A 24,798-nucleotide genomic window follows, 5' to 3' on the forward strand; every position below is an offset into this window, starting at 1 on the left:
CGACAGGAGCACGGCCATGGCCCTCGTCCACGCGGTCCTCCGCACCCTTCTCCCGGTCGGCGCCGCCCTGGGTGTCGTGCTCGCCGGCACGCTGGTGGCACCGACGTCCGCCCAGCAGACCCCCGAGATCCGCGAGGTCGGCTCGGTGGTGCTGCCGGAGACCGACCGCGGCGTCCTCGACCTGGCGGTGAGCACCAACGGCAAGCGCGCGGTGGCCGTGAGCGGGGACTGGTTGCAGGTGGTGGCGCTGACCGAGGGCGACCCGCAGCTGCTCGGGTCCACCCGGACGGTGTTCGGCGAGCAGGTCGAGCTCTCGCGCGACGGGCGCACGGCCTACGTCCTGAGCCAGAACGACACGCTCTACGTCGTCGACGTCAGCGGCACCAAGGCACCACGGATGGTCCGCAAGATCCAGCACAAGAAGCTCGCGCCCTCGCACGTCTTCGGCATGGTCGCCTCCCGCGACGGCCGGTTCCTCTACCTCAAGCACGGCTTCGAGTACGGCGACCACGGCACCGGCAAGGGCATCCAGGTCCTCTCGCTCGCCAAGCCCCGCAAGCCCCGCCAGACCGGGCGCGTGAAGACCCCGGAGTGGGACGGCGACATCGCGATCTCCGCCGACGGCAAGCACCTGGTGACCTCGAACCACACCACCGACGACTACCTGCTCCAGTACAAGGTCGACAAGCGCACCGGCAAGCCCACGAAGGTCAAGCGCCTGCGGCTGAGCTTCCGCGGCGACGCGGTAGCGATCGACGACCAGAACCGTGCGGCGTACGTCCTCTCCGGAGGCTCCACGACTAGCGAGCTGCACGTGGCCCGGCTGAACCTCAAGAAGAAGCGGGTGGCCAAGGCGGCCCGGATCCCCGCCCAGGAGGACGGGCTCGGCCTCGCCGTCTCGCCCGACGGCCGCTACCTCTACGCCACCACCTGGCGGGCCAGCCCGGCCGAGCAGCAGTCGTTCCTCGCCCTCGACGCGCGCTCGCTCGCGCCGCTGCACGGCGCCCGGGGCGAGGAGCTGTACGCCCCGCAGACCGTCCAGGTCTCGCGGCGCGGCCCCACCAAGGGGAACATCTACGTGCCGACGTACACAGGTGTCCGGAGCGGAAGCCCGCTGCTGCTCGCGCTCACCTACCGCTGAGCGTCCGCCGGGGCCGAGGGAGACCGAGCCACGGAGAAGCGTGTTCTCGGTCGACCAAGGACTGCCGGGCCGGTTGCCTCATGGTCGAGCCACGCGTCTACATCTCAGAAGTCGGCGACACCAGCCTCCTGACCTGCACGACCCCGCGCGTGTCGACGCAGCGGATGCTCAGTCGACGGCGGTGTCCACGGTGACCGGGACGTTGCCGCGCGTCGCGTTGCTGTAGGGACAGATCTGGTGGGCGGCCGCGGCGAGCTCGTCGGCTACCTCCAGCACGCCAACGACCCCATCACCTGGTGGAGCTGGTCGCTGGCCGTCCAGCGTCCGGACTGGCTCGAGGAGCCGAGGGCTCCGGGGGTGTCGCCGAGCATCCGCTGGATCCCGGGGATCACGATGCTCCAGCTCGGGGCCGACCAGATGATGGCCAACGACATGCCGGCCGGACAGGGTCACCGGTTCGGCCAGGAGCCGGTCTGGGCGTGGGCGGCGATCCTGCCGCCGCCCGGGTGGACGGAGGCGGACACGGCCCGGCTGGCCGAGGAAGAGCTGGGCGGGTGATCTGCCGTGCCCGACCACACCCACCCGGCCTCGGCCGGCGTCGACCTGTTCGGGCTGCCGCTCGGCGCCGGCGACAGCACCCACTGCGTTCGCGTCAACGGTCGCGTCTTCGAGGCGGCGGCCGCCCGCCGTCAGCATCGAGAGCGCTGCGACCTCTTCCACGCTGCGCTCGCCGTGAGCCTGGACGGACAACTGTTCACCATCGAGATGGCACCGGCGTGGGGCACGGACGCGCCCGATCGCGGAGTCGTGTGCGAAGGCCCGGTGGGGCTGCATCGGCTGGGTCGTTCCCGCTTCTTCCGCTACGAGGTCCGACGGTGGCGCGACGGGGTGATTCCCGATGCCGCGGAAGCGGTGGACAGCCCGCAGCGCCTCAGCGCGGACCCGGCCATGGCGCAGCAGGTCCTGGACCTGGCGCCGTCCTTCCCCACCGCGACCTGGGGAAGGGACGAGCAGCGGGCCGGCGACATGTGGAACTCCAACTCCTTGGTCGCCTGGCTGCTGGCTCGCAGCGGGCACGACATGGACACCATCGGCCCGCCCGAGCACGGTCGGGCGCCCGGCTGGCTCGCCGGGCTCGTGGTCGCTGCCCGCAGTGGTAGGACGTGATGGACGTCGGGTGGGCGCTGCCGGTGCTGTGGGTGGGGCGCTCGTGTCGTTCGGTTGGGCATACCCGGTCTGGTCGGTGCCCATGGTGCTCGCCCTCGGCCGGCTGTGGCGGCTCGGCCGGCGACGGCGTCGTACGCCCGGGCCCGGGCTGCCCGTGATCCGCGAGGAGGCCGGGCCCGGGCAGCGGCGCCCGTCGGCTGCCCGCTAGCATGAGTCGCTACTGCAACTTATTCGCAACAAGGACGTCCGTGCCCTCCGCTCCTGCGCTCGCCCTGCCTCGCGAGGTCGCTGTCGACCCCCTCGGGCGGGGCCGGAGGCGGCGCCGCAACACGGTGATCGTGGCGGGGCTGGCGGCGATGCTGGTCGTCTCGACGGTGCTGGGGATCGGGGTCGGCCCGATCGTGATCTCCCCGGCCGAGGTCCTCGAGGTGCTGCGCGCCCGGCTGGTGTCCGTGGCGCCCGACGGGGTGAGCGCGACGTCCGAGGTGATCGTGTGGGACGTCCGCGTCCCGCGCGTGCTGATGGCGATCGCCGCCGGTGCCGGCCTCGCGGTGTGCGGCACCGCGCTGCAGGCGATGGTGCGCAACATGCTGGCCGACCCCTACCTGCTCGGCATCAACTCCGGGGCCTCCAGCGGCGCGGCCGCGACCATCCTGTTCGGGGTGACGCTGGGCGTCGGCGAGCACGCCCTGTCGGCCAGCGCCTTCCTCGGCGCCCTGGCCGCGTCACTGCTGGTCTTCGTCGTGGCCCGCGCCGCCGGGCGGGTGACGTCGGTGCGGCTGCTGCTGGCCGGCGTCGCGGTCGGCTACGCCCTCTCGGCGCTGACGAGCTTCCTCATCTTCGCCTCCGGCTCCGCGGAGGGCGCGCGCTCGGTGATGTTCTGGCTGCTGGGCTCGCTCGCCCTGGCCCAGTGGGGCGCACCCCTGCTCGCGCTGTGCCTGGTCGTCGCGCTGACCGCGCTCGTGCTGACCCTGTGGGGGCGCCGGCTCGACGCGCTGACGATCGGCGACGAGACCGCGCTGGTGCTCGGCGTCTCCCCCACCCGCTTCCGCACCCAGGTGCTCGTCGTCGTCTCGCTGTGCATCGGCTTCGTGGTGGCCGCGTCCGGCTCGATCGGGTTCGTCGGCCTGGTCGTGCCCCACCTGGCCCGCCGCCTGGTCGGCGCGGCCCACGCCTGGTCGGTGCCGACCGCCGCGCTGCTCGGCGCGACCTTCCTGGTCTGGGCCGACCTGCTCTCGCGGATGCTCCTGCAGCCGCGCGAGCTGCCCATCGGGATCGTCACCGCGATGGTCGGCGCCCCGTTCCTGCTCTACCTCATCCGCCGGCTGCACTCCGCCGCGTGATGCCGTCCCCCCGTTCGGACCACCGGAAGGCCCCCGTGAAGCTCCCCCGCAGCGCCGCCCTGGCCGCGACCGCCGTCCTCCTCACGTCGCTCGCCGCCTGCGGCTCCGAGACCGGCTCCTCGGGCTCCTCGGAAGCCGCCGCCGGTGACGGCTCCTACCCGGTGACGGTCGAGAACTGCGGCGCCGACGTCGTCGTCGACCGAGCCCCCGAGAGGGCCGTGCTGCTCAAGCCCGCGGCGGCGACGTACCTCCACGAGCTCGGCGTCCTCGACGACGTCGTCACCGCCCGCGCCGGCGCCTACCCGCGGGGCTACTACGACGAGGAGACCTGGGCCGAGCTCGAGTCGGTCCCGATGCTCTCCGACGACCTCGACTCCGCGGGCCACCTGCAGATCTCCAAGGAGGTCGTGCTCGCCCAGCAGCCCGACATCGTCCTCGGCGAGGCCGACAACCTCACCCGGGAGACCCTCGGCGCCGCCGGCATCCCCCTGATGGAGGAGCCCGCGCTGTGCCCGGAGCCCCCGAGCGACCCGTCCTTCGAGGACGTCCACGACCAGATGCGCACCTACGGCCGCATCTTCGACAGGACCGAGGAGGCCGAGGCCGCGGTCGAGCGGCTCCAGGACCGGCTCGAGGAGATCCTCGCCGAGGTCGACCCCGACGAGAGCCGCACCGCGGCGGTGCTCTACCCCACGGTCGGCGGCGGCACGCCGTACGCCTACGGCACCTCCTCGATGGCCCATCCCCAGCTCGAGGCCGCCGGCTTCACCAACGTCTTCGCCGACACCAGCGAGCGGGTCTTCGAGGTCACCCTCGAGGAGCTCGTCGGCCGCGACCCCGACGTCCTCATCCTGCTCCACTCCGACGGCGACCCCGCCGACGTCGAGGCCGCGATCACGCAGATGAACGGCGCCCGCGCCCTCACCGCGGTCCAGGACGACGCGATCCTCACCCAGCTCTTCAACTTCACCGAGCCGCCCTCGCCCCTGGCGATCGACGGCCTGGAGCGGATCGTCGAGCACTTCCAGCGATGATCTCCGCCCACGACATCGCCTTCGCCTACGGCCGGCGCACGGTCCTCGACGGCGTCGACCTCGACGCCCCGCACGGCCAGGTGCTCGGCCTGGTCGGCCCCAACGGCTCGGGCAAGACCACCCTGCTGCGCACGCTGTACGCCTCGTTGAAGCCCCGGTCGGGCGCGGTCCTCATCGACGGCGACCAGCTCGGCGACCTCCCGGCCCGCGAGGTCGCCCGGCGCGTGGCGGTCGTGGTGCAGGAGACCCCCGGCGACCTGCCGCTGCTGGTCTCCGACATGGTGCTGCTGGGGCGCACGCCGCACCGCTCCGGCTTCGGCCGCAACGGCGCCGAGGACGAACGGATCGCCGCCGACGCCCTCGCCCAGGTCGGTGCGCTGCACCTGGCCGACCAGCCCTTCGACGGTCTCTCCGGCGGCGAGCGGCAGCGCGTGCTCATCGCCCGCGCCCTGGCCCAGGAGTCCACCCACCTGCTGCTCGACGAGCCGACCAACCACCTCGACGTGCGCTACCAGCACGAGGTGCTCGACCTCGCCCGGCGCCTCGCCGTCGAGAACCACCAGACGGTCGTCGTCATCCTCCACGACCTCAACCTCGCGGCGTCCTACTGCGACCGCGTCGCCCTGCTCCACCGCGGCCGCGTCGTGGCCGCCGGCACTCCCGCGCACGTGCTCACCCCCGAGCACCTCGAGCCCGTCTACGAGGTGGCCGTGCGGCGCCTCGAGCTCGACGACGGGTTCCAGCTCGCCTTCCGCCCGCTCTCCGCCCACCGGACCCCCGAGAGGACCACCCGATGACCCCGCCCACCGACGTCCAGGCAGCGATGAACGACTACTGGACCCACCGCTCCGTGCCGTACGACGAGTACCAGCAGCGCGCGGACCGCAAGGAGGTCGACCTCGCCGCCTGGGGCGAGGTCTTCACCGACGCCCTGGGCGCCGAGCCGCTCGACGTCCTCGACGTCGGCACCGGTTCGGGGTACGTCGCCTGCCTGCTCGCGGACCAGGGCCACCGGGTCACCGGCATCGACCTCGCCGAGGGCATGCTCGAGCGCGCCCGGCTGCACGCCGGGGCGATGGACAACCCGCCGACCTTCCTGCGCGGTGACGCGGTCGCGCCCGACTTCCCCGCCGGCTCGTTCGACGCGATCGTCAACCGCTACGTCACCTGGACGCTGCGCGAGCCCGACACGGCGCTGGCCAACTGGCTGCAGCTGCTGCGACCCGGTGGCACCCTCGCGGTCGTCGACGCCACCTGGTTCGCCCGCGGCCTGCACGAGGGCGCCAGCGAGGAGTTCAAGGCGGCGTACGACGAGGAGGTGCGGCAGGCGATCCCGCTCGCGGAGTCCACCTCGATCGAGCCGTTCGCCGAGCGGATCCGGGCCGCCGGCTTCGTCGACGTCGAGGTCGTGGCGCTGACCCGCCTGCACGAGCTGGACCGCGAGCACGGCGTGGCCCCGAACCACGAGGTGCTCATGCAGCACCTCATCCGCGGCACCCGCCCCTGACCGGCGGGCCTCAGCCGCGCGGCTCCGCCCGGACCAGCGGCACCTCGGCGACCCGCGCGGCGGCGAGGTCGGCGGGCAGGGCGGAGCGCATGCCCCACTCGAAGAGCACCAGCGCGAACGCGGTGACCACGACCATGTCGACGCCGGCGGGCAGGACCTCGCGGCCCCCGCCGAACCGGCCGAGGAAGGTCAGCACCAGCACACCGGCGTAGTAGGGCCCCAGCCACGCCAGCGACCCCAGCGCCAGCGAGCCGCGCAGCTGGCGGTCGCGGGCGATGCGCCAGAGCAGCACCGCGATCCCGACGGCGATCGGGAGGGTCAGCTTGATCATCGTCTCCCACCCGGTCCAGTAGATGATCAGGGTGATCACGACGAAGGCGACCCGGGCCAGGACGGGGACCGCGGGCAACCGGAAGGGACGGTCGCGGTCGGGGACCTGGCGCCGGAGCGCGAGCACCGTGACCGGGCCGAGGCACATCGACAGCACGATCGCCCCGGAGTTGAAGGAGAGCAGCTCCGACCACCCGTCGCGGAACGCGAGCAGCAGCACCACCCCGACCACGAGGTTCAGCACCATCGCGCGCAGCGGGACCCCGTGCCGGTTGAAGACCGTCACGGCGTGCGGGAAGAGGCCGTTCTGCGCGGTCGCGACCGCGAGCCGACCGGTGGAGGCGGTGGAGACCAGACCCGCGCCGAAGGGCCCGAGGACGGCGTCGGCCACCACCAGCTTCGCCAGCGCCGTCATGCCCAGTCCGGTGAGGAGGGCAGCCAGCGGCCCGTTCGCCCCGCCCTTCTCGAGGCCGGCCCAGCCCTGGCCGAGGTCGCCGGGGTCGACCGCGCCGATGAAGCCGAGCTGGAGAACGGTGAAGAGCACGGTGCAGATGAGGATGCCCCCGACCAGCGCCACCGGGATGGTCACCTGCGGTCGACGCGCCTCGCCGGCGAGGTCCAGCGCGTGCCGGAAGCCCAGGAACGCGAAGACGACACCGCCCGAGGTGATGGCGCTCATCACCCCGGTGGCCCCGTCGGGGGCGAACCCGGTCTCGCGGATCGGCGCGGTGGAGAACGAGGTGAGCAGCGCGATCGCGATGACCACCGGGATGATCACCTTCACCCAGGTGAGCGCGCTGTTGACCCGGGTGAACAGCGCCACGCCGAAGGCGTTGAGCGCGGTGAACGCGGCCAGCACGACGACCGCTGCCGCGACCCCCGGCAGGCTCAGGGCGCTCTCCCCGTTCGACGAGGCCCCCGCGACGAAGAGCCAGTCGAAGGCCGGCTCGTTGCTGGCGTACTCCAGCATGGCCTGGGTCTCGATCGGTGCGGCCGTCACGTAGCCGACCCACGCCACCCAGCCGACCGCGATGCCGACCCCCTGCCCGTGGCTGAAGGTGGGCAGCAGCCCGAGCCCGCCGACCACCGGGAGCATCGCGGCGATCTCGGCGTAGACCAGCGCGACCGTGATCAGCATCAGCCCGGCGATCGGCCACGCGAGGACGGCGGCCGGACCGGCCTCCTGGGCTGCGAACAGCGGCGCGAACAGCACGCCGGACCCGACCACGCCGCCGACGGCGACGAAGGTCAGCCCGAGGGTGCCGATCGAGCGATCGGGAGCGTGCGGCCCGGCCATCTCGAAGACGGTACGCCGCGGGTGCCGGCCGCGGCCCTGCCGCGAGGCACGCCCCTACGACGCCGTTCCGCCCTTCCCATCTGGCGGCTGGTCGCCTAGCCGCCCGCCTGCGCCGCCAGCCGTTCCCTCCGCCAGGCCCCGAGCCGGTCGCGATCGCCGGTCACGGACCGCGAGCGTCCCCCAAATAAGGGATGCGTGGCCCCCGAGCAGTTCCTACGGTGGCGGACGACGGCCGACCGGCCGGCCGGCCGACCGGAGGCGCGCGTGCTCGAGACCAGGACCAGCCGCCGCGGCGCGGTGGTCGCCGGGCTCGCCGGCGTCGCCGCTCTCGGGCTGGGGGCCGGGAAGGTCGTGGGCCTGCCCGGTCGCGACGGGGATCTGTGGGTGGCCGAGCCGGCTGCCGCGCGACCGGCGTACGGCGCGTGCCCGGCCGAGGGCGGCACGTCGCTGGAGGCCCAGAGCAGCGTGCTGGCGAAGTGGGGCGAGGGGGCCTGCGTGCGGCAGTTCTTCCCGGCGTTCTCGGTGCCCGCGCCGCGCGACCCGGCGGCCTCGGTGGTGCACGCCAGCTGGAAACCGGTCGCGCCCGGGCTCGTCACACCCGCCGCGGTGGCCGCGCTCACCGCCGACCTGCTCCCCGGCGACGTGGTCGAGGTGTGGCACGAGCCGGACACGAAGATGCGCGAGGGCGAGCTGACGATGCGGGAGGCCCTCGCCCTCAAGAACCGCTTCCACGACGTGGTCAAGCAGGTGCGGCCCGACCTCCGGGTCGCCTGCACCCTCAGCGGCTGGGAGGCCGACCCGGCGAACCCGGTGACCCGCGGCGACATCGATCGCTGGGCCGCGGTGCGGGCCGACCTGCTCGGGCTGGACCTCGACGGCGTCCGCCCCGAACGGCTCCCCTACCCCAACTTCCACGGGGAGATGGACACCGCCCGGGACTTCGTGGCGCAGCGCGGCGACTACCAGGGCTGGTGCGTCCCGGAGTTCGGCGCCCCGCGGATCGAGACCGACGTCGACGGCGAGGCGCGGGCGCAGTGGCTGCTGGCGTGCGGGCTGCTGCTCGCCGAGAGCGACCCGGCGTACGTCGCGCTGTTCGAGTACCCCACCTCCCCCGGTTACGAGCTCACCTCCCCCGCCGAGCTGTCCGCGTGGCGGTCGTTCGTCTGAGACGGAGGACGGCTGCCCGGGATCTCGGCAGACGACGCGGGCGCTGGTCCTTCCCCCCGCGGAGCGTCGGGGAGTCGTACCGTCGTCCATGGCCTCGCCCATCGTCGTCCACGGTCTCGTCAAGGACTTCGGCCGCTCCCGTGCGCTCGACGGGTTGGACCTGGAGGTCCGCGCGGGAGAGGTACACGGGTTCCTCGGCCCGAACGGGTCCGGCAAGTCCACGACGATCCGGGTGCTCCTGGGGCTGTTGCGCGCCACGTCCGGCGAGGCCCGGCTCTTCGGCGAGGACCCGTGGAGCCAGGCCACCGACCTCCACCGGCGCCTCGCGTACGTCCCCGGTGAGGTGAACCTGTGGCCGCAGCTCACCGGCGGCGAGGTGATCGACCTGCTCGGCCGGCTGCGGGGGGACCTCGACCGTGCCCGGCGCGACGAGCTGGTCGGCCGCTTCGACCTCGACCCCACCAAGAGGGCGCGCTCGTACTCCAAGGGCAACCGGCAGAAGGTGGCGCTGGTGGCGGCCCTGGCGTCGCGGGCGGAGCTGCTGATCCTCGACGAACCGACCTCCGGCCTGGACCCGCTCATGGAGGAGGAGTTCCAGGAGGTGGTCCGCGAGGTCCGCGACCAGGGCCGCACGGTCCTGCTCTCCAGCCACATCCTCGCCGAGGTCGAGGCGCTCTGCGACCGGGTGAGCATCATCCGGTCCGGTCGCACGGTCCAGAGCGGGTCCCTCGACGAGCTGCGGCACCTCACGCACACGAGGGTGGTCGCGGAGACGGCCCGCCCCGCGGACGCCATCGCCCGGCTGCCGGGGGTGACCGGCGTGCACCGGACCGACGACCGGATCCGCTTCGACGTCGACAGCGACCACCTCGGCGCGGCGATCGCCGGCCTCGCCGAGCTGGGGATCAGGTCCCTGGTCAGCCACCCGCCCACGCTCGAGGAGCTGTTCCTGCGCGAGTACGGCGAGCGGGTCGAGGTGGCCGAGCCGTGAACCGGTTCACCGGGACCTGGACCCTGGTGCGACTCATCCTGCGCTGCGACCGGGTCCGGTTGCCGATCTGGCTGCTCGCGCTCGTCGGGCTGGTCGGCGCGTCGGCCGCCGGCGTGCAGGGCATCTACGACACCGCCGCCTCGCGTGCGTCGTACGCACGGACCGCGGGCGGCAGCGCCGCCTCGATCGCGCTCAGCGGCCCTCCCGTCGCGCTGGACACGATCGGCGGGATCACCGTGTTCGAGGTCAGCCAGGTGGCCGTCGTCGGCGTCTCGCTGATGGCCGTCTTCCTGACCGTCCGCCACACCCGCACCGAGGAGCAGGCCGGACGGACCGAGCTGCTCCGGGCCGGCGTCCTCGGGCGCCACGCCGACCTGGCGGCGATCTGCGTGGTGATGAGCGGCGCCTCGGTCCTCGTGGGCGTCGGGACGCTGCTGACGTTCGTGGGCGTCGGGCTGCCGACCACCGGGTCGCTGGCGTACGCCGCCGCCGTCACCACGCTGGGGCTGGTCTTCACCGGCGTCGCGCTCGTGGCCGCACAGGTGAGCCAGCACAGCCGCGGCGCGACCGGGCTCTCCCTGGCCGTGCTCGGCCTGCTGTACGGCCTGCGCGCGATCGGGGACGTCGAGGGCAGCTGGGTCACCTGGGCATCGCCGATCGGCTGGGCCCAGGCGGTGCGACCGTTCGCGGACGAGCGCTGGTGGCCCCTCGGCCTGGCGCTCGGGTTCGCCGCCGGGACGGCAGCCCTCGCCGGGTGGCTGGCCGGCCGGCGGGACCTCGGCGCCGGCCTCGTGGCCGACCGGCCCGGCCGAGCCCGGGCGTCTCGCCGGCTCGGCAGCCCCCTCGGGCTCGCGGCCCGCCTGCAGCGCGCCGCCGTCATCGGGTGGGCCGTCGGCATGGGGGCGCTCGGCGCGGTCTACGGGTCCTTCGGCCAGGACGTGCAGAGCATGCTGGACGACAACCCCGAGATGGCCGACTACTTCCGCCAGGTGGCCGGCGAGGCGGCCGTCACCGATGCCTACTTCAGCGTCGTCGTGGTGTTCAACGCCATCATCGCCACGGGCTTCACCATCTCCTCGGTGCTCCGGCTGCGCACCGAGGAGAGCGACCTGCACACCGAGCCCGCGCTGGCGACCTCGGTCTCGCGGACCAGGTGGGCCCTCTCGTGGCTGGCCGTGACGGTCCTCGGCAGCGTGCTCGTCGTCGGCACCGCGGGCCTCCTGGCCGGAGTGGTGTGGGCGGCGACGAGCTCCGACCCCGGCCAGGTGGCGGCGTTGACGGCCGCCCAGCTGAGCTACCTGCCGGCCGTGCTGCTCCTCGGCGCGCTGACCTTCCTCGTCTACGGCTGGCAGCCGCACCTCGCGGGGGCCGCGTACGCCGCGCTCGGCGTCTGCTTCGTCATCGGCTGGCTCGGGGACCTCCTGCGCCTGCCGGACTGGGCGATGGGCATCTCCCCGTTCGAGCGCACGCCCCTCGTGCCGTCGGTGGGGTACGACGCCGTACCCCTCGTGGTCATGACCGCGATGGCCGTGACGCTGGCGGTCGTCGGCGAGCGGGGGTTCCGCCGACGCGACCTGCTGGGCGGGTGACCGGCCGATCGGCCGGCCTCCCGGGACCCGTCTCGTGGACCTCCCGCATGACGCCGTCCGAGAGGTCCCGGTGGAGCGCGTGGGCCACCTCGCCGGCCGGCAGGGACACCGTCCTGATCCCCTCGCCGGCGACGTCCACCGGCGTCAGGCAACCCGCGGGGCTCGGCGAGGACCAAGGTCCTCGACAGCATGGTCCGGAGCCTCGGTTGCCCGGCAGCCCGCGCCTGCAGGCTGGGGTCCTCAGAGCCGGATGAGGAGGCCCCCATGGCACGACAGCTGCACGCGGCCGTCATCGCAGAGTCGATGTTCGGCAACACCAGGTCCGTCGCCGACGGCGTCGCGGCCGGGATCGAGCTCGAAGGTGCCACGGTCGACCTGATGAGCGTGGCGGAGGCACCGCCGCTGGACTCCGTCCACGCGGACCTGATCGTGGTGGGGGCACCGACGCACGCGTTCTCCCTCAGCCGGAGGCCGACCCGGGAGGACGCCGTCAAGCAGGGCGCGCCTGCGGAGGCCGCCGGCGGTCCCGGCCTGCGCGAGTGGATCGACGCCGCGTCCGACGACGGAGGGGGGCGCCTGGTCGCGGTGTTCGACACCCGGGTCGCCAAGATCAAGCACCTCCCCGCCAACGCCGCGCACCGCGCCCACCGCATGCTCGAGCGGCGCGGTTACGTCTCCGTCGTACGGCCGGCCGGTTTCCTGGTCGCCGACGTCAAGGGGCCGCTGCTCCCCGACCAGCTCGAGCAGGCCACTGCGTGGGGTCGGACCGTCGCGGTCGCGGCTCAGGACCGGATGGCGACGAGCCCCTGACGCGTGGCGCTCTCACGACCTCGGCACGGTCAGGGGCACGCGCCACTCGATCGTCGTGCCCTGCCCGGGAGAGCTGGAGATCTCACACGTCCCGCCCAGGTCCGCCGCCCGGTGTCTCATGTTCGCGAGGCCGCTCTCCACGACGTCCGGCGGGATGCCGCGTCCGTCGTCGCGGACCGTCAGGGAGACCTGGTCGCCGTCGACGACCAGGCTGACGTCGATCGCTGATGGTGCTGCGTGCCGGGCCGCGTTGGAGAGGGCTTCGGCGAGCACGGCCAGGAGATGGGGCGCGACGGTGTCGGGGACCCGGGCACGCACCGGCCCCTCGATCTGGACCGACGGTATGACCTTGAGCGTGCCGGCGGCGCGCTCGACGATGCGCGTGATCTCCGACTGAAGATCGCCAGTCGCCTCGCCGGCTGTGCTCAGCGCGAAGATCGCTCGCCGGATGTCCCTGATCGTGGCGTCGATGTCGTCGACGGCCGACTCCAGACGCCGGGCCAGCTCGGGTTCGGCCGCGAGCCGACTCGCGCTCTGCAAGCCCAGCCCGACCGCGAAGAGGCGCTGGATGATCAGGTCGTGGAGGTCCCGGCCGATGCGGTCCCGGTCCTCGAAGAGGGTCAGCCTGCGCCGGTCCCGGTTCGCCAGCGAGATCTGCAACGCCAACGCTGCCTGCTCGACGAACGCGGCCGGCAGGTCCGTTTCGAGCGCGGCCCCCGTGGCGTTCTCGGGACACCAGGCCAGAGCCAGCACGCCGCGGAGCCCGGACCCGGTCGTCGACATCGGCACCATCACGGCCGGGCCGAGCTCCCGCCGCCCAGAGGCCTGTGCCGTGCTGCTGGCGCGAGGATCACCCCGCAGGTCCGCGACCGTCACCGGTTGGCCCGAGACCACGACGTCCCGGGCGATGGACCAGCCCTGCAGCTGTCCGGACAGCCCGTCCAGGTCGACCTCCAGGCCGGAGACGGCCTGCACGTCGAGGTCGTCGGGACCGTGCCCGGCGACGATCCAGCACACGTCGGCATCGGCCAGCTCCCGAGCCCGGTCCGCGACCACCTGCAAGGCGTGGCTGTCCGGTTCGGACCCGGTGAGCAGTCGCGCGATCTCAGCGGTCGCGGCAAGCCAGCGCTGGCGCTGGACGGCGTCCTCGTGGAGGCGTGCGTTCTCGATCGCGACCCCCGCCGCCGCTGCCAGCGCGACGACGATCCGTTCGTCCTCGGCCGTGAACTCCGCGCCTCCCAGCTTCTCGGTGAGGTAGAGGTTCCCGAACACGCCACCCCGGGTGCGGACCGGCACCCCGAGGAACGACCTCAGGGGCGGGTGGTGGGCGGGGAGGCCGTAGGAGTCCGGATGGCTCGGCAGCTCGCGGAGCCGGAGCGGCTCGGAGCGGTCGATGACGAGGTCCAGGATGCCGGGCCCCGTCGGCAGCTCCCCGAGCCGGGCCTGCTGGTCGTCGTCCATGCCGTAGGTGACGAAGGTGCTGAGGCGGTCGGCACTCCCGTGCTCCAGCACACCGAGCGCGGCGAACTGCGCGCCCGTGAGGTTGCTGGCGATCTCCACGATCCGGGTGAGCAGGCCGTCCAGGGAGAGGTCGGCGCCCATCGACACGACCGCATCGAGCAGCAGCTCCCACCGCCGACGTTCGTCGAGCGCTCCATCCACCCGCCCCTGGACCTCGCGGAGCAGGTCGTTCACTGTTGATTCTCCGAAGGCGGAGGACCCGTCCCGCGAGGTGGGCATGTCCGATGGTTCCATCACGGTTCCTTCGTCCGGGTGAAGTCCCGTTGGAGCCTGCCTACCCCCTCGATCCGGCCTCGTCAATGGACCGACGGCCGCCCGATCGCGCTACCGATCGCCCGGGCCTCCGGCACGTTCCCGGGTGAAGGCGGCGGTGAGCCGGCGGCCGATCCGGTAGTCGCGGACCTGGTCGGCGTCGGGGTTGTCGCGCAGCAGGCCGTCCCAGTCCGAGAGTCCCGCGAGCGCGTAGCCCTGGCTCGATGCCAGGAGCTCCAGCGCGGACAGCGACGGGCGCCCGGTGATCACCGAAGCCCCGCGGTTGAACTCGTCGGGGACCGCGTTTCCCTGGCGGTCGACGTGCTCGGTGGCCAGCCGAACGAGCGGGTCGGGACTGCGGTGGACCTCCGTGTCGACGATCAGCTGCCGCGCCCCCGTCGCGCGGATCCGGGCGAACAGCTCACCGTGCCGCAGCGTGTGGTAGAGGAAACCCAGGCACAGCACGACGTCGAACGCGCGGTCCTCCCGGGCGAGGACCTCGAAGACATCGCCTCGGATGACCGTGTAGCGATCGGGCGGCACGTCGTGGCTGCGGAACGTGGCCTCCGCCTGGTCGACGAGCTCGGGCCTGGCCTCGATGCCGGTCACGTGGGACGCGCCGGCCTCGAGAGCAGCCATCGACCAGCGGCCGTCGTGACTGGCGATGTCCAGGACGCGCGCCCCGACGAAGGCCGGCGCATGGGCCGTCACGATCGCCTCGTGCCGCAGGTTCAGCCGCCACGGGAAGGACGAGGTCTCGCTCGTCTCGAGGAACGCCGGGAACCGGTCGAAGAACCCCTGCTCCAAGCGCAGCGAGCCACGGGCCGCGTTGGTCGCGGGCCCCGCCGGGCGATCGGTCCCGGAGGTTCCGGAGCGGCCGGCGGAGCGGGACCTGGGAGAGCGACGCAGCATGGGGAGTCCTCCGCTCGCAGGAACGTCGTCCGAACGCCGGGGCCGGGCCGGCCGAAGGGCCAACGTGCCACACGTGACGGCCCCGCGACACCCCTCACCAGCCGTTCCGTCCACGTCGGCCGGGCCCGTGGCCGCCACGCGCCGGGCCGGCCTCAGCGGGCGGCCGGCGGGGCCACGAGACCGGCGCAGCGCCTCCGCCGCAGGTGGAGAGGGCCGGGGCCCCGGTGCCCTACCGCGAGCCCGCGACCCGGAGCCGCTCGGAGATCGGCGTGAGCTCGGCGACCAGCCGGTCGAGGTCCGCGTCGGCCAGGGACTGGTACGCCGCGGCCGCCAGGGTGTCGGTCAGCGACTCGATCCGGTCCTTGACCGCGCGGCCGGCCTCGGTGAAGCGGCCCTCGGGGTCGACGAGGCCGCGGGCGCGCAAGCCGGCCATGACCGCCGCGAGGGTGGCCGGGGGCAGGTGGTGGATCCGCCCGAAGGACTCGGCGGGGTGGATGCCGGCGTCGAGGGCGTTGAGCACGTGGGCCTCGATCCCGCCGATGCCCTCGGCGAGCAGTGCGACGACGTGGCCGTCCCCGCGGTGCTCGCGCAGCATGTCGGCGGCGCGCCAGAGCCGGGCCACGGGATCGGCGGGCAGCGGGACCGAGCGGAGGGCGGCGTACATGACCCGTCCCCCGAGCGGCGCGGTCGTCGCCGCCTCGGCGAGCAGGTCGGCGGCGACGGTCAGCCCGGGTGCCTCCGCGAGGTCGCCGAGGATGCGGCGCAGGGCGGCGGCGCAGCCGCGCTCACGGGCGGCGAGGGCCGCCGCGGGCGTGGTGGTCTCCCAGACCCGGGGGACGTGCCGCGCGACCTCGCCGTCGGCGAAGCTGTAGAACGCGGCGTCGACCACCTCGGCCGGCACCTGCCCCAGCGGCGCGGCGCGCCCGGCGAAGTAGCCGTCCCAGTAGGTGCGGAGGCCGAGGTCGGCCATGGCGTCGTTCGGCTCCTCGGCGAAGAACGCGACCAGGCAGATGGGCTCGGTGAGCTCGAAGAGTCGGCGAGCCGACGGGCGGGGGTCCGGCATGTCACCTCGAGGGTCGCGGGCGGGATCGGTGCGGGCCAGACGATAGCGGCCGGCCCGGCTAGGTACAGCTAGGCCCCGGTGGACCGGTCGGCCTCGGCGTCCCAGGTGAATCGGCGGCCCGCCACGTCGACGGCGACCAGCTCGACGACCTCGTGGTCGACGCCCTCGAGCCACGGCCGCACCGGCGGCGCGGGCGACGGCGACTCGCCGGGCTCGAGGCGGCGCAGCCGACCGCGCACCACCACCGACCAGGCCGCGCCGGTCCCCCGCCAGTCGATCTCGAGCGCGACGTCGGACTCCAGCGCCGCGGCGAGAAGCTTGTTGCCCGCGCCGGTGCGCAGGTGGATCCGGTGGCCGTCCGCGGCGTAGTCGATGGGCACGACGTGCACCTCGTCGACCAGCCGGTAGGCGAGCCGGCCGAAGGACTCGGGCTCCAGCACGTCCCAGCAGTCCTCGAGCGAGAGCCGCTCGACGACGGCCCCCGACCCGGTCTCGGTCCCGCTCGTCTCATCAGGGCTCACGGCAGGCGCTCCTCGTCTCGGTCCCCCGGCGGCGTACCCACCGGGAGGTGGCCTGCCTCCAGCGTGGCTCGGACCACCGAACGCGACCACGGGCGAAGGTCCTCCGGCCCGGGGACCGCGGTCCTCCCGCGGGGGTCCGGCCCCTCCCAAGGTCATCGCCGGCCGGGACCTGTGACCCTGCCGGGGCACCCCCGTGCCCGGGCGAGGCTGGCCGAGGACGGGACCACCCGTCCCGGACCCCCACCCGAGGAGACCCATGCGCGCCGCCGTCGTCACCAGCTTCGACAAGCCCCTCGAGCTGCAGGAGCGTCCCGTCCCCGCCGCCGGCCCCGGCCAGGTCCTGGTGCGGATCGAAGCGAGCGGGCTGTGCCACACCGACATCCACGCCGCCCACGGCGACTGGCCGGTCAAGCCCTCGCCGCCGTTCGTCCCCGGGCACGAGGGCGTCGGCATCGTGGAGGCCGTCGGCCAGGGCGTCACCGCCCACGCCGTCGGGGACCGCGTCGCGCTCCCCTGGCTGGGCCACGCCTGCGGGCACTGTGACTACTGCATCGACGGCTGGGAGACCCTCTGCGAGGAGCAGCAGAACACCGGCTACTCCATCGACGGCACGTTCGCGGAATGGGCGCTGGCCGACGCGACGTACGCCGTGCGGGTGCCGGAGGGCATCTCGCCGGTCGAGGCGGCGCCGCTCACCTGCGCCGGCGTGACGACGTACAAGGCGGTCAAGGTCGCCCACATCCGCCCGGCCGAGCGGGTCGCCGTCTTCGGGATCGGCGGGCTGGGGCACCTCGCGGTGCAGTACGCCCGCCTGGTCGGCGGCACCGTGATCGCGGTCGACGTCAACGACGAGAAGCTCGAGCTGGCCCGCGACCTGGGGGCCGACCACACCGTCAACGCGGCCACCGGGGACCCGGTCGCCGCCATCGAGGAGCTCGGCGGGGCCGACGTGGCGATCGTCCTGGCCGTCATCCCCACGGTCTTCGAGCAGGCCTTCGCCTCGCTGCGCCGCGGCGGCCGGCTGGTCTGCGTCGGCCTGCCGCCGGAGAAGGACGGCCCGATGGCGCTGCCGATCTTCCCCACCGTCTTGAAGGGGCTCTCGGTGATCGGCTCGATCGTCGGCACCCGCCAGGACCTCACCGAGGTCTTCGAGCTGCACGCGCTGGGCCGCACCCGGGTGATCGCCGAGACCCGCCGGCTCGAGGACGTCAACGACGCCGTCGCCGAGGTGCTCGAGGGGCGGGCCCCCGCCCGCCTGGTCTTCCAGCTCTGACGGGGGCGACGGACATGAGCGGCGCGACCGCGCCGAGCCAGCACCCGCCCGGCCCCGCGGCGTACCCGCTCCGGGTCGACGCGACCCCCGACGAGCACCCGAGCCGGTGGCTGTGGCTGGTGAAGTGGCTGCTGGCCATCCCCCACTACATCGTGCTGGCGCTGCTGTGGCCGGCCTTCGCGGTGACCACCTTCATCGCGTTCTGGTGCATCCTGGTCACCGGTCGCTACCCGGCCGGGATCTTCTCCCTCAACGTCGGCATCATGCGGTGGAGCTGGCGGGTCGCCTACTACTCCTACGGCGCGCTCGGCACCGACCGCTACCCGCCGTTCACGCTCGCGGAGCGCCCCGACTACCCCGCGCACCTCGACGTGACCCGCCCCGAGCGGCTCTCCCGCGGCCTGGTGCTGGTCAAGTGGTGGCTGCTCGTGATCCCGCAGGCGCTGGTGGTGGGGGTGCTGGTCGGCGGCACGACGTACGCCGTCTCCGACGACGTCACCTCCCAGCCCACGCCCGGCCTGCTCCCGCTGCTGGTCCTCTTCGTGGCGGTCGCGCTGCTCTTCTCCGGCCGCTACCCGCGCGGCCTGTTCGACCTCGTCCTCGGCATCAACCGGTGGGTGCTCCGCGTGAGTGCCTACAGCTCGCTGATGACCGACGCCTACCCGCCGTTCCGGCTCGACCAGGGCGGCATCGACCCCGGCACCCGGGCCGCCGAGATCGCCGCCGTCCCGGCGCACGCGGCCCACGCGGCACCCGCGGTGGAGGAGCCGGACGGGCCGGGCTCCGCGCCGGTGGCACCCGGCCGGCGAGCCGCGGCACCCGCCCACCCGTGGGGCGCCGGCCGGCTGGTCACCGTGGTCGTCGGGAGCCTGCTGATGCTGCTCTCGCTGGTGCTGCTGGCCGCCGCGACGATCGTGCTCGCGGGCGGGGCCGCACGCGACGACGACGGGTACCTGATGAGCTCGACGGAGACCTTCGACTCCCCCGGCCACGCGATCGTCTTCCCCGACGTCGACATCGAGGCCGGGGCGGACGAGGCCGGCGTCCTGGACCGGCTGCTCGGCGACCTACGCGTGGACGCGCGCAGCGCCGGAGCCGGCGCGGTCTTCGTCGGCATCGGCCCCACCCGCGACGTCGAGGACTACCTCGACGGGGTGGCCCGGTCGGTGGTCCGCGACGACGACAGTGACGGTGACGGTGACGGCCCGCAGCTGGACGACCGGGACGGCGGCGCGCCGCGCGGCGCCCCCGGCCAGGAGTCGTTCTGGGCGGCCAGCGCGGCCGGGACGGGACCGCGGCGGCTCACCTGGAAGCCCGCCGACGGCGACTGGACGCTGGTGGTGATGCGCAAGGACGGCGCGAGCCCCGTGCGCACCGAGGTCAGCGTGGGCGCCCAGCTGCCCTTCCTCGGGTCCTCGATCGTCGAGGACGCGGTCGGCGTCCTGCTGCTCACCAGCGTCGTGGTGGCGCTCGTCGGGCTGGTCCTGCTGTGGCTGGCGCTGCGGCGGCGGCGCGAGGACCCCCGGCCGGGCCACGACACGGCCTCGCCCTGACGGCTCCGGACGAGCCGCGTCAGTCCATGACCCGGCCGCCGGCGTCGGCGTCCTTGATCAGCCGTGACACCAGCTGCTGGCCGGTCTCGATGGTCTCCTCCAGGGCGCGGAGGCCGGCCTCGGTGCGGCCGGCCTCGAAGGACCACTTCGAGACGGCCATGCCCTGCACGAGCAGGTCGTTGACCTCGACCGCCTGGCGGTGGCGCAGCGCGGCGGCCTCGTGCTCGAGGCGCTGCTCGGCGGCGCGGCGCAGCCGGTCGGAGGCGTCTCCGAGGAGGTAGCCGGCGAGGACGAGCGGGAGGGCCCGGGTGGCCCAGCCGACGAGGCCGATGTCGACCTGGGCGACCCCGCTCCACACCGCGACCGCGGCGGAGGCGGCGGCGCCCGCGGCGACCCCGGCAGCGGTGCCGTGGGAGAGCGCGAGCAGGCTCACCGGCAGGACGTAGAGCATCGTGGTGCCGGTGGTGAGGTCGGCGCCGGAGAGGAAGCGGAGCAGGGTGACCGCGGCGAACAACCCCAGCGCCACCGCGAGGGACCGCCGCTGGTGCCGGACGAACCACGGCTCCTGGGTGTCCCGCTCCGACGACGCGGGTGCGGCCACGGCCGCCTCGCGCACCCCGAGTCGATCGAGGACCGTCACTCCGCACCTCCGTCCTCGGCCGGCACGACGGCCACCGGACAGGTCGCGTGCTCGACGACGGAGGCGGCGAGGGTGCTGTGGACGAGGCTGCCGATCAACCCCGGCTTGCGGCGGCCGACCACGACGAGGTCCGCGGTCCGCGAGTGCTCCCACAAGACGGTGTCGGCGAGCCCGTTCTCGATCTGCACCTCGGCCGGGACGTCCGGGTACTTCTCGCCCAGGCCGGCCATGGTCTCCGCGACCAGCACCCGGTGGTCGAGCCGCTGGTCCATCGGCGTCTCGCCCTCGACGGGGGCCTCCCACAGGCAGTTCACGACCGTCACCGACGTACGCCGCAGCGCGGCCTGCTCGTAGGCGAACTCCAGGGTGCGGGTCGAGCGCTCCCGGCCGTCGACCCCGACGACGACCCCGCCGCCGCGGCGCCAGCCCTCCTGGGGGCGGACGACGACCACCGGGCAGGCGGCCTGCTCGGCCAGCGAGGCGCTGGTCGACCCGAGCAGCAGGCTGGCGACCGGTCCGCGACCGCGGGAGCCGACCACCACCAGGTGCGCGGTGCGGGCGACCTCCTCGAGGACCACCCGCGAGTCGCCGTACCTGACGAGTGTCTCGACGGTGACGCCCGGGCTCGCGTGCCCGGCCTGCTCGGCGGCCCGGGCGACGATCTCCTCGCCGCCGCGGGCGGCCACCTCGCCGAGACGGGCCGCCTCGACGCTGGGCGCGGTGGACCACAACGAGGTGGCGGCGACGAGCGCGTCGAGCGCGTGCACGACGGTCAGCGTCCGGTGCTCGGCCGCCGCCTGCTCCGCCGCCCAGGCGATCGCGCGGTCCGCCCCGGTGGAGCCGTCGGCGCCGACCACGACGTGGCCTCGGATCCGTTCCAGCATCTTCGCTCGCCTCCTCGTGGAGGTCGCTCACTGCGCCCCTCCCCCTCGATGCTCCTGGGCCGCGGCGCGCCGCGGCAGGGGACGAAGTCGCGGCGGCCGGGGACGAAGGTCCCCGGCCACCCGGTCCCTCAGGCCCGCACCCGCGCGCGGGCCTCGATGACCCGGTCGGCGAACCGGACGAGCACGCCGGGGACGGCGGCGAGGAGGACCAGCCAGAGGGTGGAGTCGAGCGCCAGGTCGGTCGTGCCGAGCAGGTCCTGCAGCGGCGACCAGACCGCGCCCAGCACCTGGAGGAGCGCGGCGCCGGCCACCGCGAGCTCCAGGCCCCGGGACCGCAGCGCGAGGCCCTGCCGGGGCGCGCGGACGGCCAGGGCGACGCCGAGCTGGGCGAGGCCCAGGCAGAGGAAGACGGCGGTCTGGCTCTGGTCGCCGGAGGGCACGACGAGGCCCGCGACGAGCGAGACGACGGCGATCAGGGAGCCGGCGACGACGATCTGCCGGGCCAGGCCGTCGGCGAGCACGGAGCGGTCCGGCGACGGCGAGGGCCGGGTCATCACCGCGGGGTCCAGCGGCTCGCCGCCGAACGCGACGCCGGGCAGGCCGTGGGTGAGCATGTTGATCCAGAGGATCTGGCCCGGGGCCAGCGGCACCGGCATCCCGAGGAACGGGCCGATGAGGATGACCAGCACCTCCGCGAGGCCGCCGGCCAGGCCGTAGCGCAGGAAGGTGCGGATGTTGCGGTAGATCCGCCGCCCCTCCCCCACCGCACGGACCACGGTGCGCAGGTCGTCGTCGGCGAGCACGAGGTCGGCGGCCTGGCGCGCGACCTCGGTCCCGCGGTCGCCCATCGCCACGCCGATGTCGGCGCTGCGCAGGGCGGGTGCGTCGTTGACGCCGTCGCCGGTCATCGCGACCACGGCGCCGTGCTGCTGCCAGGCGCTGACGATGTCGACCTTCTGCTCGGGGCGGGTGCGGGCGTAGACCGCGATGTGCTCGACCCGGTCGACGTGCTCGCCGCGCGCGACGGCGGCGCCGTCGCTGACCTCGCCGCCGTCGGCGGTGATGCCGAGCTCGTCGGCGATGGCGCGCGCGGTGCGCGGGTGGTCGCCGGTGATGAGGATGGTCCGGATGCCGGCGGCGCGGCACTCCTCGATCACCTTCCGCGCGTCGGGACGCGCCGGGTCGACCAGCGCGACCAGGCCGCGCAGGGCGAGCCCGCGCTCGAGGGCGTCCTCCGCGGGAGGCCGGTGGTGGACGGCGTCGGCGACCGCGAGCACGCGCAGGCCGGCCAGGGCGTACCGGTCGGCGGCCGCGCGGGCGGCGTCGACCGAGGGCCCGGGCGGGAGCAGGTCGAGGACCACCTCGGGGGCGCCCTTGCACACCACAAGCCAGGAGCCGTCGGGGTCGGGGGCGCGGTGCAGGGTCACCATCCGCTGCAGGAGGCTGTCGAAGGGCACCTCGGCCTCGCGGGTCCAGGCCTCGGGGAGGTCGAGCAGGCGGGGGTCGCGCTTGGCGGCCGCGACGAGCAGCGCGGCCTCCATCGGGTCGCCCACGACGGTCCACGCGCCGTCGGTCGGCCCGCCGAGCCGGGCGTCGTTGCAGAGCACCAGGTCGCGCAGGAGCAGGTCGGAGCCGACGGCGTCGTCGGCGTCGACGGGCTCCGCCGGGTCGGCCGACCGGTCGTCGTACCGCTGCAGCGCGCCCTCGACGCCGTAGCCGCGGCCGGAGAACGACCACTCGGCGAAGGGCGTCCAGAGTCGCTGCGCGACCATCTGGCCCTCGGTGAGGGTGCCGGTCTTGTCGGAGGCCAGGACGGTCACCGAGCCGAGCGTCTCCACCGCCGGGAGCCAGCGCACGAGGGCAGAGTGGCGGGCCATCCGGTAGGCGCCGAGGGCCAGCGCCACCGAGACCACCGCGGGCAGCGACTCGGGGATGGCGGCGACGGCCAGGCTCACGGCGAGGACGAGGGTCGGCAGGGCGTCCTGCCCCCGCAGCACGCCGAGGACGAAGACCAGCGCGGACAGCGCGAGGGCGAGGACCACCAGCTGGCGCGAGAGCCGCGCCAGGCGCTGCTGGAGCGGTGTCGGCCGGGTGGCGGTGGAGGCGATGAGGGCCGCGATCCGGCCCAGCCCGCTCTCCGCGCCGGTGCGGGTGACCACGGCGCGACCGCGGCCGCGCGTGACGACGGTGCCGGAGAGCACCTCCCCGCCGGTGAGCACGTCGACGGGGACGGACTCGCCGGTCATCGCGGACTCGTCGACCTGCATCCCGGCGGCCTCGGCGAGGGTGGCGTCGGCGGGCACGACGTCGCCGGCCTCGAGCCGTACGACGTCGCCCGGGACGACGTCGGGCGCCGCGACCCGGACGAACCGGCCGTCGCGGACGACCGTGGCGTGCGGCGCGGCGAGCTTGTCGAGGGCGGCGATCGCGTTGGCCGCCCGCACCTCCTGGACGACCCCGATGACGGTGTTGAGCACCACGACCGCGGCGATGATCGCCGCGTCGGCGAGGTCCCCGACGAGGGCGACGACGACGAGGGCCCCCAGCAGCAGCAGGATCATCGGGTCCCGCAGCTGGTCGAACACCCGGGCGGCCAGGCTCTTCGGCGCGGCCCGGGGGGCCTCGTTGGGCCCGTGCTCCTCCCTGCGCCGGGCTGCCTCGGCCGAGGTCAGCCCGGTGGTGTCGAGCCCGGACGGCGGGCCCTCCGGGCTCCGGGACTCCGGAGCCTGGCTCACTTGCGCATCGTCCCGGAGTCCTCCAGGGACAGGCCGGGCAACGCCACGACGTGACCGGGGGGCACGATCCGGACGGGGCACTGCGCCTCGCGCAGCACGGCCCGCGCGGTCGAGCCCAGGTGGGCCGCGGCCGGGATGCCGTGGGCCCGGCGCAGCAGCACCAGCTCGTCGGCCTCGGCGGAGACGGCGACCAGCGCGTGCGCCGGCTGGTCGTGGATCGTCCGCACCTCGACCTCGACCTCGGGGTATGCCTCCCGCCACTCCGCCAGCGGACCCTCGAGCTCGGTGCGCGCCCGGGCGTCCCACTGCTCGCGCGAGGTCCGCCCGGCCACGATGTCGTCGTACTCCGAGGGCAGCTTCCAGGCGTGCATCACCACCAGGCGGGCCCCGCGGGCGTGGGCGACGGCGAAGGCCTCGCCGAACAGCTCGGTGACGCGGGTGGGGCGCTTGATCCCGACGACCACCACCCCGGTGGAGCGGTCGGGGTCCCACGTCTCGGGCACCGCGACCACCGGGGACGCGGCGCTCGCCGCGACACCCGTGGAGGTGTTCCCGGTCAGCAGCCGGGCGGTCACCGGGCGGCGGTCGCTGCCGACCACGAGCAGCCGCGCGCCGCGTGCGTCGGAGGTCAGGGCGGCGACCCGGGAGCCGCGCCGCACCACCCGCTGCACGCGCACCTCGGGGTCGATCGGGCCGAGCTCGTCGAGGAGCTCGCGGAGCATCACGCGGCCGGCGTCGGTCAGCTCGTCGGGCGGGAGCGGGTACATCGGCGCCATCGCGATGTAGTCCGGGACGACGTGCACCAGGCGCACCATCGTCCCGAACCGATGGGCCTCGGCGACCCCGAAGCGCGCCGCGACGAGGCTGGCCGGCGATCCGTCGACGCCCACCACCACGGGGCCGCCCTCCTCGAGCTGGATGGTGTTCGCCATCGCGATCGTCCTCCTGGTCGGCGTCGGCGGCGAGGATCCCCGCCAGGACCATCCTCGTGCGGGCCGGCCCCGGCCAGGAGGGGCGGAGGCCACAACGCCGGTGGGCCTTTGGGCCTGGTCTCCGACGTCCGGTACC

At 74.4% G+C, this 24,798-nt stretch carries 23 protein-coding genes and 1 pseudogene; 14 read left to right on the top strand and 10 right to left on the bottom strand.

Going from position 1 to position 24,798, the window contains the following annotated elements:
• The first annotated feature begins 16 nt into the window (after window positions 1-16).
• Window positions 17-1,141 carry a YncE family protein gene (locus tag HPC71_RS13285; RefSeq protein ID WP_154616411.1) on the top strand — a complete coding sequence of 375 codons (1,125 nt, stop codon included), beginning with the start codon at window positions 17-19 and terminating at the stop codon, window positions 1,139-1,141.
• Between the two features lie 168 nt (window positions 1,142-1,309).
• On the opposite strand, the pseudogene HPC71_RS21260 reads toward HPC71_RS13285, so the two are convergent.
• Window positions 1,310-1,444: pseudogene (locus HPC71_RS21260) on the bottom strand (organic hydroperoxide resistance protein); the annotation flags it as partial.
• Between the two features lie 6 nt (window positions 1,445-1,450).
• On the opposite strand from HPC71_RS21260, the gene HPC71_RS13290 reads away from it, so the two are divergent.
• From HPC71_RS13290 to HPC71_RS13315, 7 genes are all read left to right on the top strand, one after another.
• Complete coding sequence (locus tag HPC71_RS13290) at window positions 1,451-1,699, top strand: alpha/beta-hydrolase family protein (RefSeq protein WP_230084527.1); 249 nt, start codon at window positions 1,451-1,453, stop codon at window positions 1,697-1,699.
• A 6-nt stretch (window positions 1,700-1,705) separates the two neighbouring features.
• Entirely contained in the window at window positions 1,706-2,308 is a 603-nt protein-coding gene (locus HPC71_RS13295) for a hypothetical protein (protein ID WP_253943711.1), read from the top strand.
• Between the two features lie 82 nt (window positions 2,309-2,390).
• A complete protein-coding gene (locus HPC71_RS21180; RefSeq protein ID WP_284438242.1) occupies window positions 2,391-2,516 on the top strand; it encodes a hypothetical protein in 126 nt (41 codons plus the stop codon).
• 40 nt (window positions 2,517-2,556) lie between these two features.
• A complete protein-coding gene (locus HPC71_RS13300) occupies window positions 2,557-3,651 on the top strand; it encodes a FecCD family ABC transporter permease (protein WP_216656416.1) in 1,095 nt (364 codons plus the stop codon).
• A 35-nt stretch (window positions 3,652-3,686) separates the two neighbouring features.
• Window positions 3,687-4,685 carry an ABC transporter substrate-binding protein gene (locus HPC71_RS13305; protein WP_253943712.1) on the top strand — a complete coding sequence of 333 codons (999 nt, stop codon included), beginning with the start codon at window positions 3,687-3,689 and terminating at the stop codon, window positions 4,683-4,685.
• Window positions 4,682-5,482 (top strand): ABC transporter ATP-binding protein, encoded by an 801-nt coding sequence (locus tag HPC71_RS13310; protein WP_154616407.1) that lies wholly within the window; start codon window positions 4,682-4,684, stop codon window positions 5,480-5,482. Before HPC71_RS13305 ends, HPC71_RS13310 begins: the two co-directional genes overlap by 4 nt.
• Window positions 5,479-6,192 (top strand): class I SAM-dependent methyltransferase, encoded by a 714-nt coding sequence (locus HPC71_RS13315; protein WP_154616406.1) that lies wholly within the window; start codon window positions 5,479-5,481, stop codon window positions 6,190-6,192. Before HPC71_RS13310 ends, HPC71_RS13315 begins: the two co-directional genes overlap by 4 nt.
• A gap of 10 nt (window positions 6,193-6,202) precedes the next feature.
• On the opposite strand, the gene HPC71_RS13320 is transcribed toward HPC71_RS13315, so the two are convergent.
• The gene (locus HPC71_RS13320; RefSeq protein WP_154616405.1) at window positions 6,203-7,819 is read right to left on the bottom strand and encodes an APC family permease; all 1,617 of its coding nucleotides are present in this window, start codon (window positions 7,817-7,819) and stop codon (window positions 6,203-6,205) included.
• 264 nt (window positions 7,820-8,083) lie between these two features.
• Here HPC71_RS13320 and HPC71_RS13325 point away from each other — a divergent pair, with 264 nt between their 5' ends.
• The 4 genes from HPC71_RS13325 to HPC71_RS13340 all read left to right on the top strand — a co-directional run bounded on the left by HPC71_RS13325 (window position 8,084) and on the right by HPC71_RS13340 (window position 12,376).
• The gene (locus tag HPC71_RS13325; RefSeq protein ID WP_154616404.1) at window positions 8,084-8,986 is read left to right on the top strand and encodes a hypothetical protein; all 903 of its coding nucleotides are present in this window, start codon (window positions 8,084-8,086) and stop codon (window positions 8,984-8,986) included.
• Window positions 8,987-9,074: 88 nt separating this feature from the next.
• Window positions 9,075-9,977, top strand: a complete 903-nt coding sequence (locus HPC71_RS13330; RefSeq protein ID WP_154616403.1) for an ABC transporter ATP-binding protein — start codon at window positions 9,075-9,077, stop codon at window positions 9,975-9,977.
• On the top strand, window positions 9,974-11,566 hold the full coding sequence (locus tag HPC71_RS13335) for an ABC transporter permease (RefSeq protein ID WP_154616402.1): 1,593 nt from the start codon (window positions 9,974-9,976) through the stop codon (window positions 11,564-11,566). Before HPC71_RS13330 ends, HPC71_RS13335 begins: the two co-directional genes overlap by 4 nt.
• A 264-nt stretch (window positions 11,567-11,830) precedes the next feature.
• Window positions 11,831-12,376 (top strand): flavodoxin family protein, encoded by a 546-nt coding sequence (locus tag HPC71_RS13340; protein WP_154616401.1) that lies wholly within the window; start codon window positions 11,831-11,833, stop codon window positions 12,374-12,376.
• 12 nt (window positions 12,377-12,388) lie between these two features.
• Here HPC71_RS13340 and HPC71_RS13345 read toward each other — a convergent pair whose 3' ends face one another.
• From HPC71_RS13345 to HPC71_RS13360, 4 genes are all read right to left on the bottom strand, one after another.
• A complete protein-coding gene (locus tag HPC71_RS13345; protein ID WP_253943713.1) occupies window positions 12,389-14,116 on the bottom strand; it encodes a GAF domain-containing sensor histidine kinase in 1,728 nt (575 codons plus the stop codon).
• A gap of 105 nt (window positions 14,117-14,221) precedes the next feature.
• Window positions 14,222-15,061: a class I SAM-dependent methyltransferase gene (locus tag HPC71_RS13350; RefSeq protein ID WP_154616399.1), complete on the bottom strand. Its 840-nt coding sequence runs from the start codon at window positions 15,059-15,061 to the stop codon at window positions 14,222-14,224.
• Between the two features lie 229 nt (window positions 15,062-15,290).
• Window positions 15,291-16,124 (bottom strand): SCO6745 family protein, encoded by an 834-nt coding sequence (locus tag HPC71_RS13355; protein WP_154616398.1) that lies wholly within the window; start codon window positions 16,122-16,124, stop codon window positions 15,291-15,293.
• Between the two features lie 68 nt (window positions 16,125-16,192).
• Window positions 16,193-16,645 (bottom strand): pyridoxamine 5'-phosphate oxidase family protein, encoded by a 453-nt coding sequence (locus HPC71_RS13360; protein ID WP_216656417.1) that lies wholly within the window; start codon window positions 16,643-16,645, stop codon window positions 16,193-16,195.
• 256 nt (window positions 16,646-16,901) lie between these two features.
• Here HPC71_RS13360 and adhP point away from each other — a divergent pair, with 256 nt between their 5' ends.
• Both adhP and HPC71_RS13370 read left to right on the top strand, forming a co-directional pair.
• Window positions 16,902-17,918, top strand: coding sequence for an alcohol dehydrogenase AdhP (gene adhP / locus HPC71_RS13365; protein WP_154616396.1), 1,017 nt, complete (start codon window positions 16,902-16,904; stop codon window positions 17,916-17,918).
• Between the two features lie 14 nt (window positions 17,919-17,932).
• On the top strand, window positions 17,933-19,471 hold the full coding sequence (locus HPC71_RS13370) for a DUF4389 domain-containing protein (protein WP_154616395.1): 1,539 nt from the start codon (window positions 17,933-17,935) through the stop codon (window positions 19,469-19,471).
• A 19-nt stretch (window positions 19,472-19,490) separates the two neighbouring features.
• On the opposite strand, the gene HPC71_RS13375 is transcribed toward HPC71_RS13370, so the two are convergent.
• The 4 genes from HPC71_RS13375 to HPC71_RS13390 all read right to left on the bottom strand — a co-directional run bounded on the left by HPC71_RS13375 (window position 19,491) and on the right by HPC71_RS13390 (window position 24,662).
• Window positions 19,491-20,111, bottom strand: a complete 621-nt coding sequence (locus HPC71_RS13375) for a hypothetical protein (protein ID WP_154616394.1) — start codon at window positions 20,109-20,111, stop codon at window positions 19,491-19,493.
• Complete coding sequence (locus tag HPC71_RS13380; RefSeq protein ID WP_154616393.1) at window positions 20,108-20,995, bottom strand: universal stress protein; 888 nt, start codon at window positions 20,993-20,995, stop codon at window positions 20,108-20,110. The genes HPC71_RS13375 and HPC71_RS13380 overlap by 4 nt, the downstream gene beginning before the upstream one ends.
• 128 nt (window positions 20,996-21,123) lie before the next feature.
• Entirely contained in the window at window positions 21,124-23,730 is a 2,607-nt protein-coding gene (locus HPC71_RS13385; RefSeq protein WP_154616392.1) for a cation-translocating P-type ATPase, read from the bottom strand.
• On the bottom strand, window positions 23,727-24,662 hold the full coding sequence (locus HPC71_RS13390; RefSeq protein WP_154616391.1) for a universal stress protein: 936 nt from the start codon (window positions 24,660-24,662) through the stop codon (window positions 23,727-23,729). The genes HPC71_RS13385 and HPC71_RS13390 overlap by 4 nt, the downstream gene beginning before the upstream one ends.
• Window positions 24,663-24,798 lie beyond the last annotated feature (136 nt).

Origin of the sequence: Nocardioides marmotae (assembly GCF_013177455.1) — a bacterium.
GTDB lineage: Bacteria > Actinomycetota > Actinomycetes > Propionibacteriales > Nocardioidaceae > Nocardioides > Nocardioides marmotae.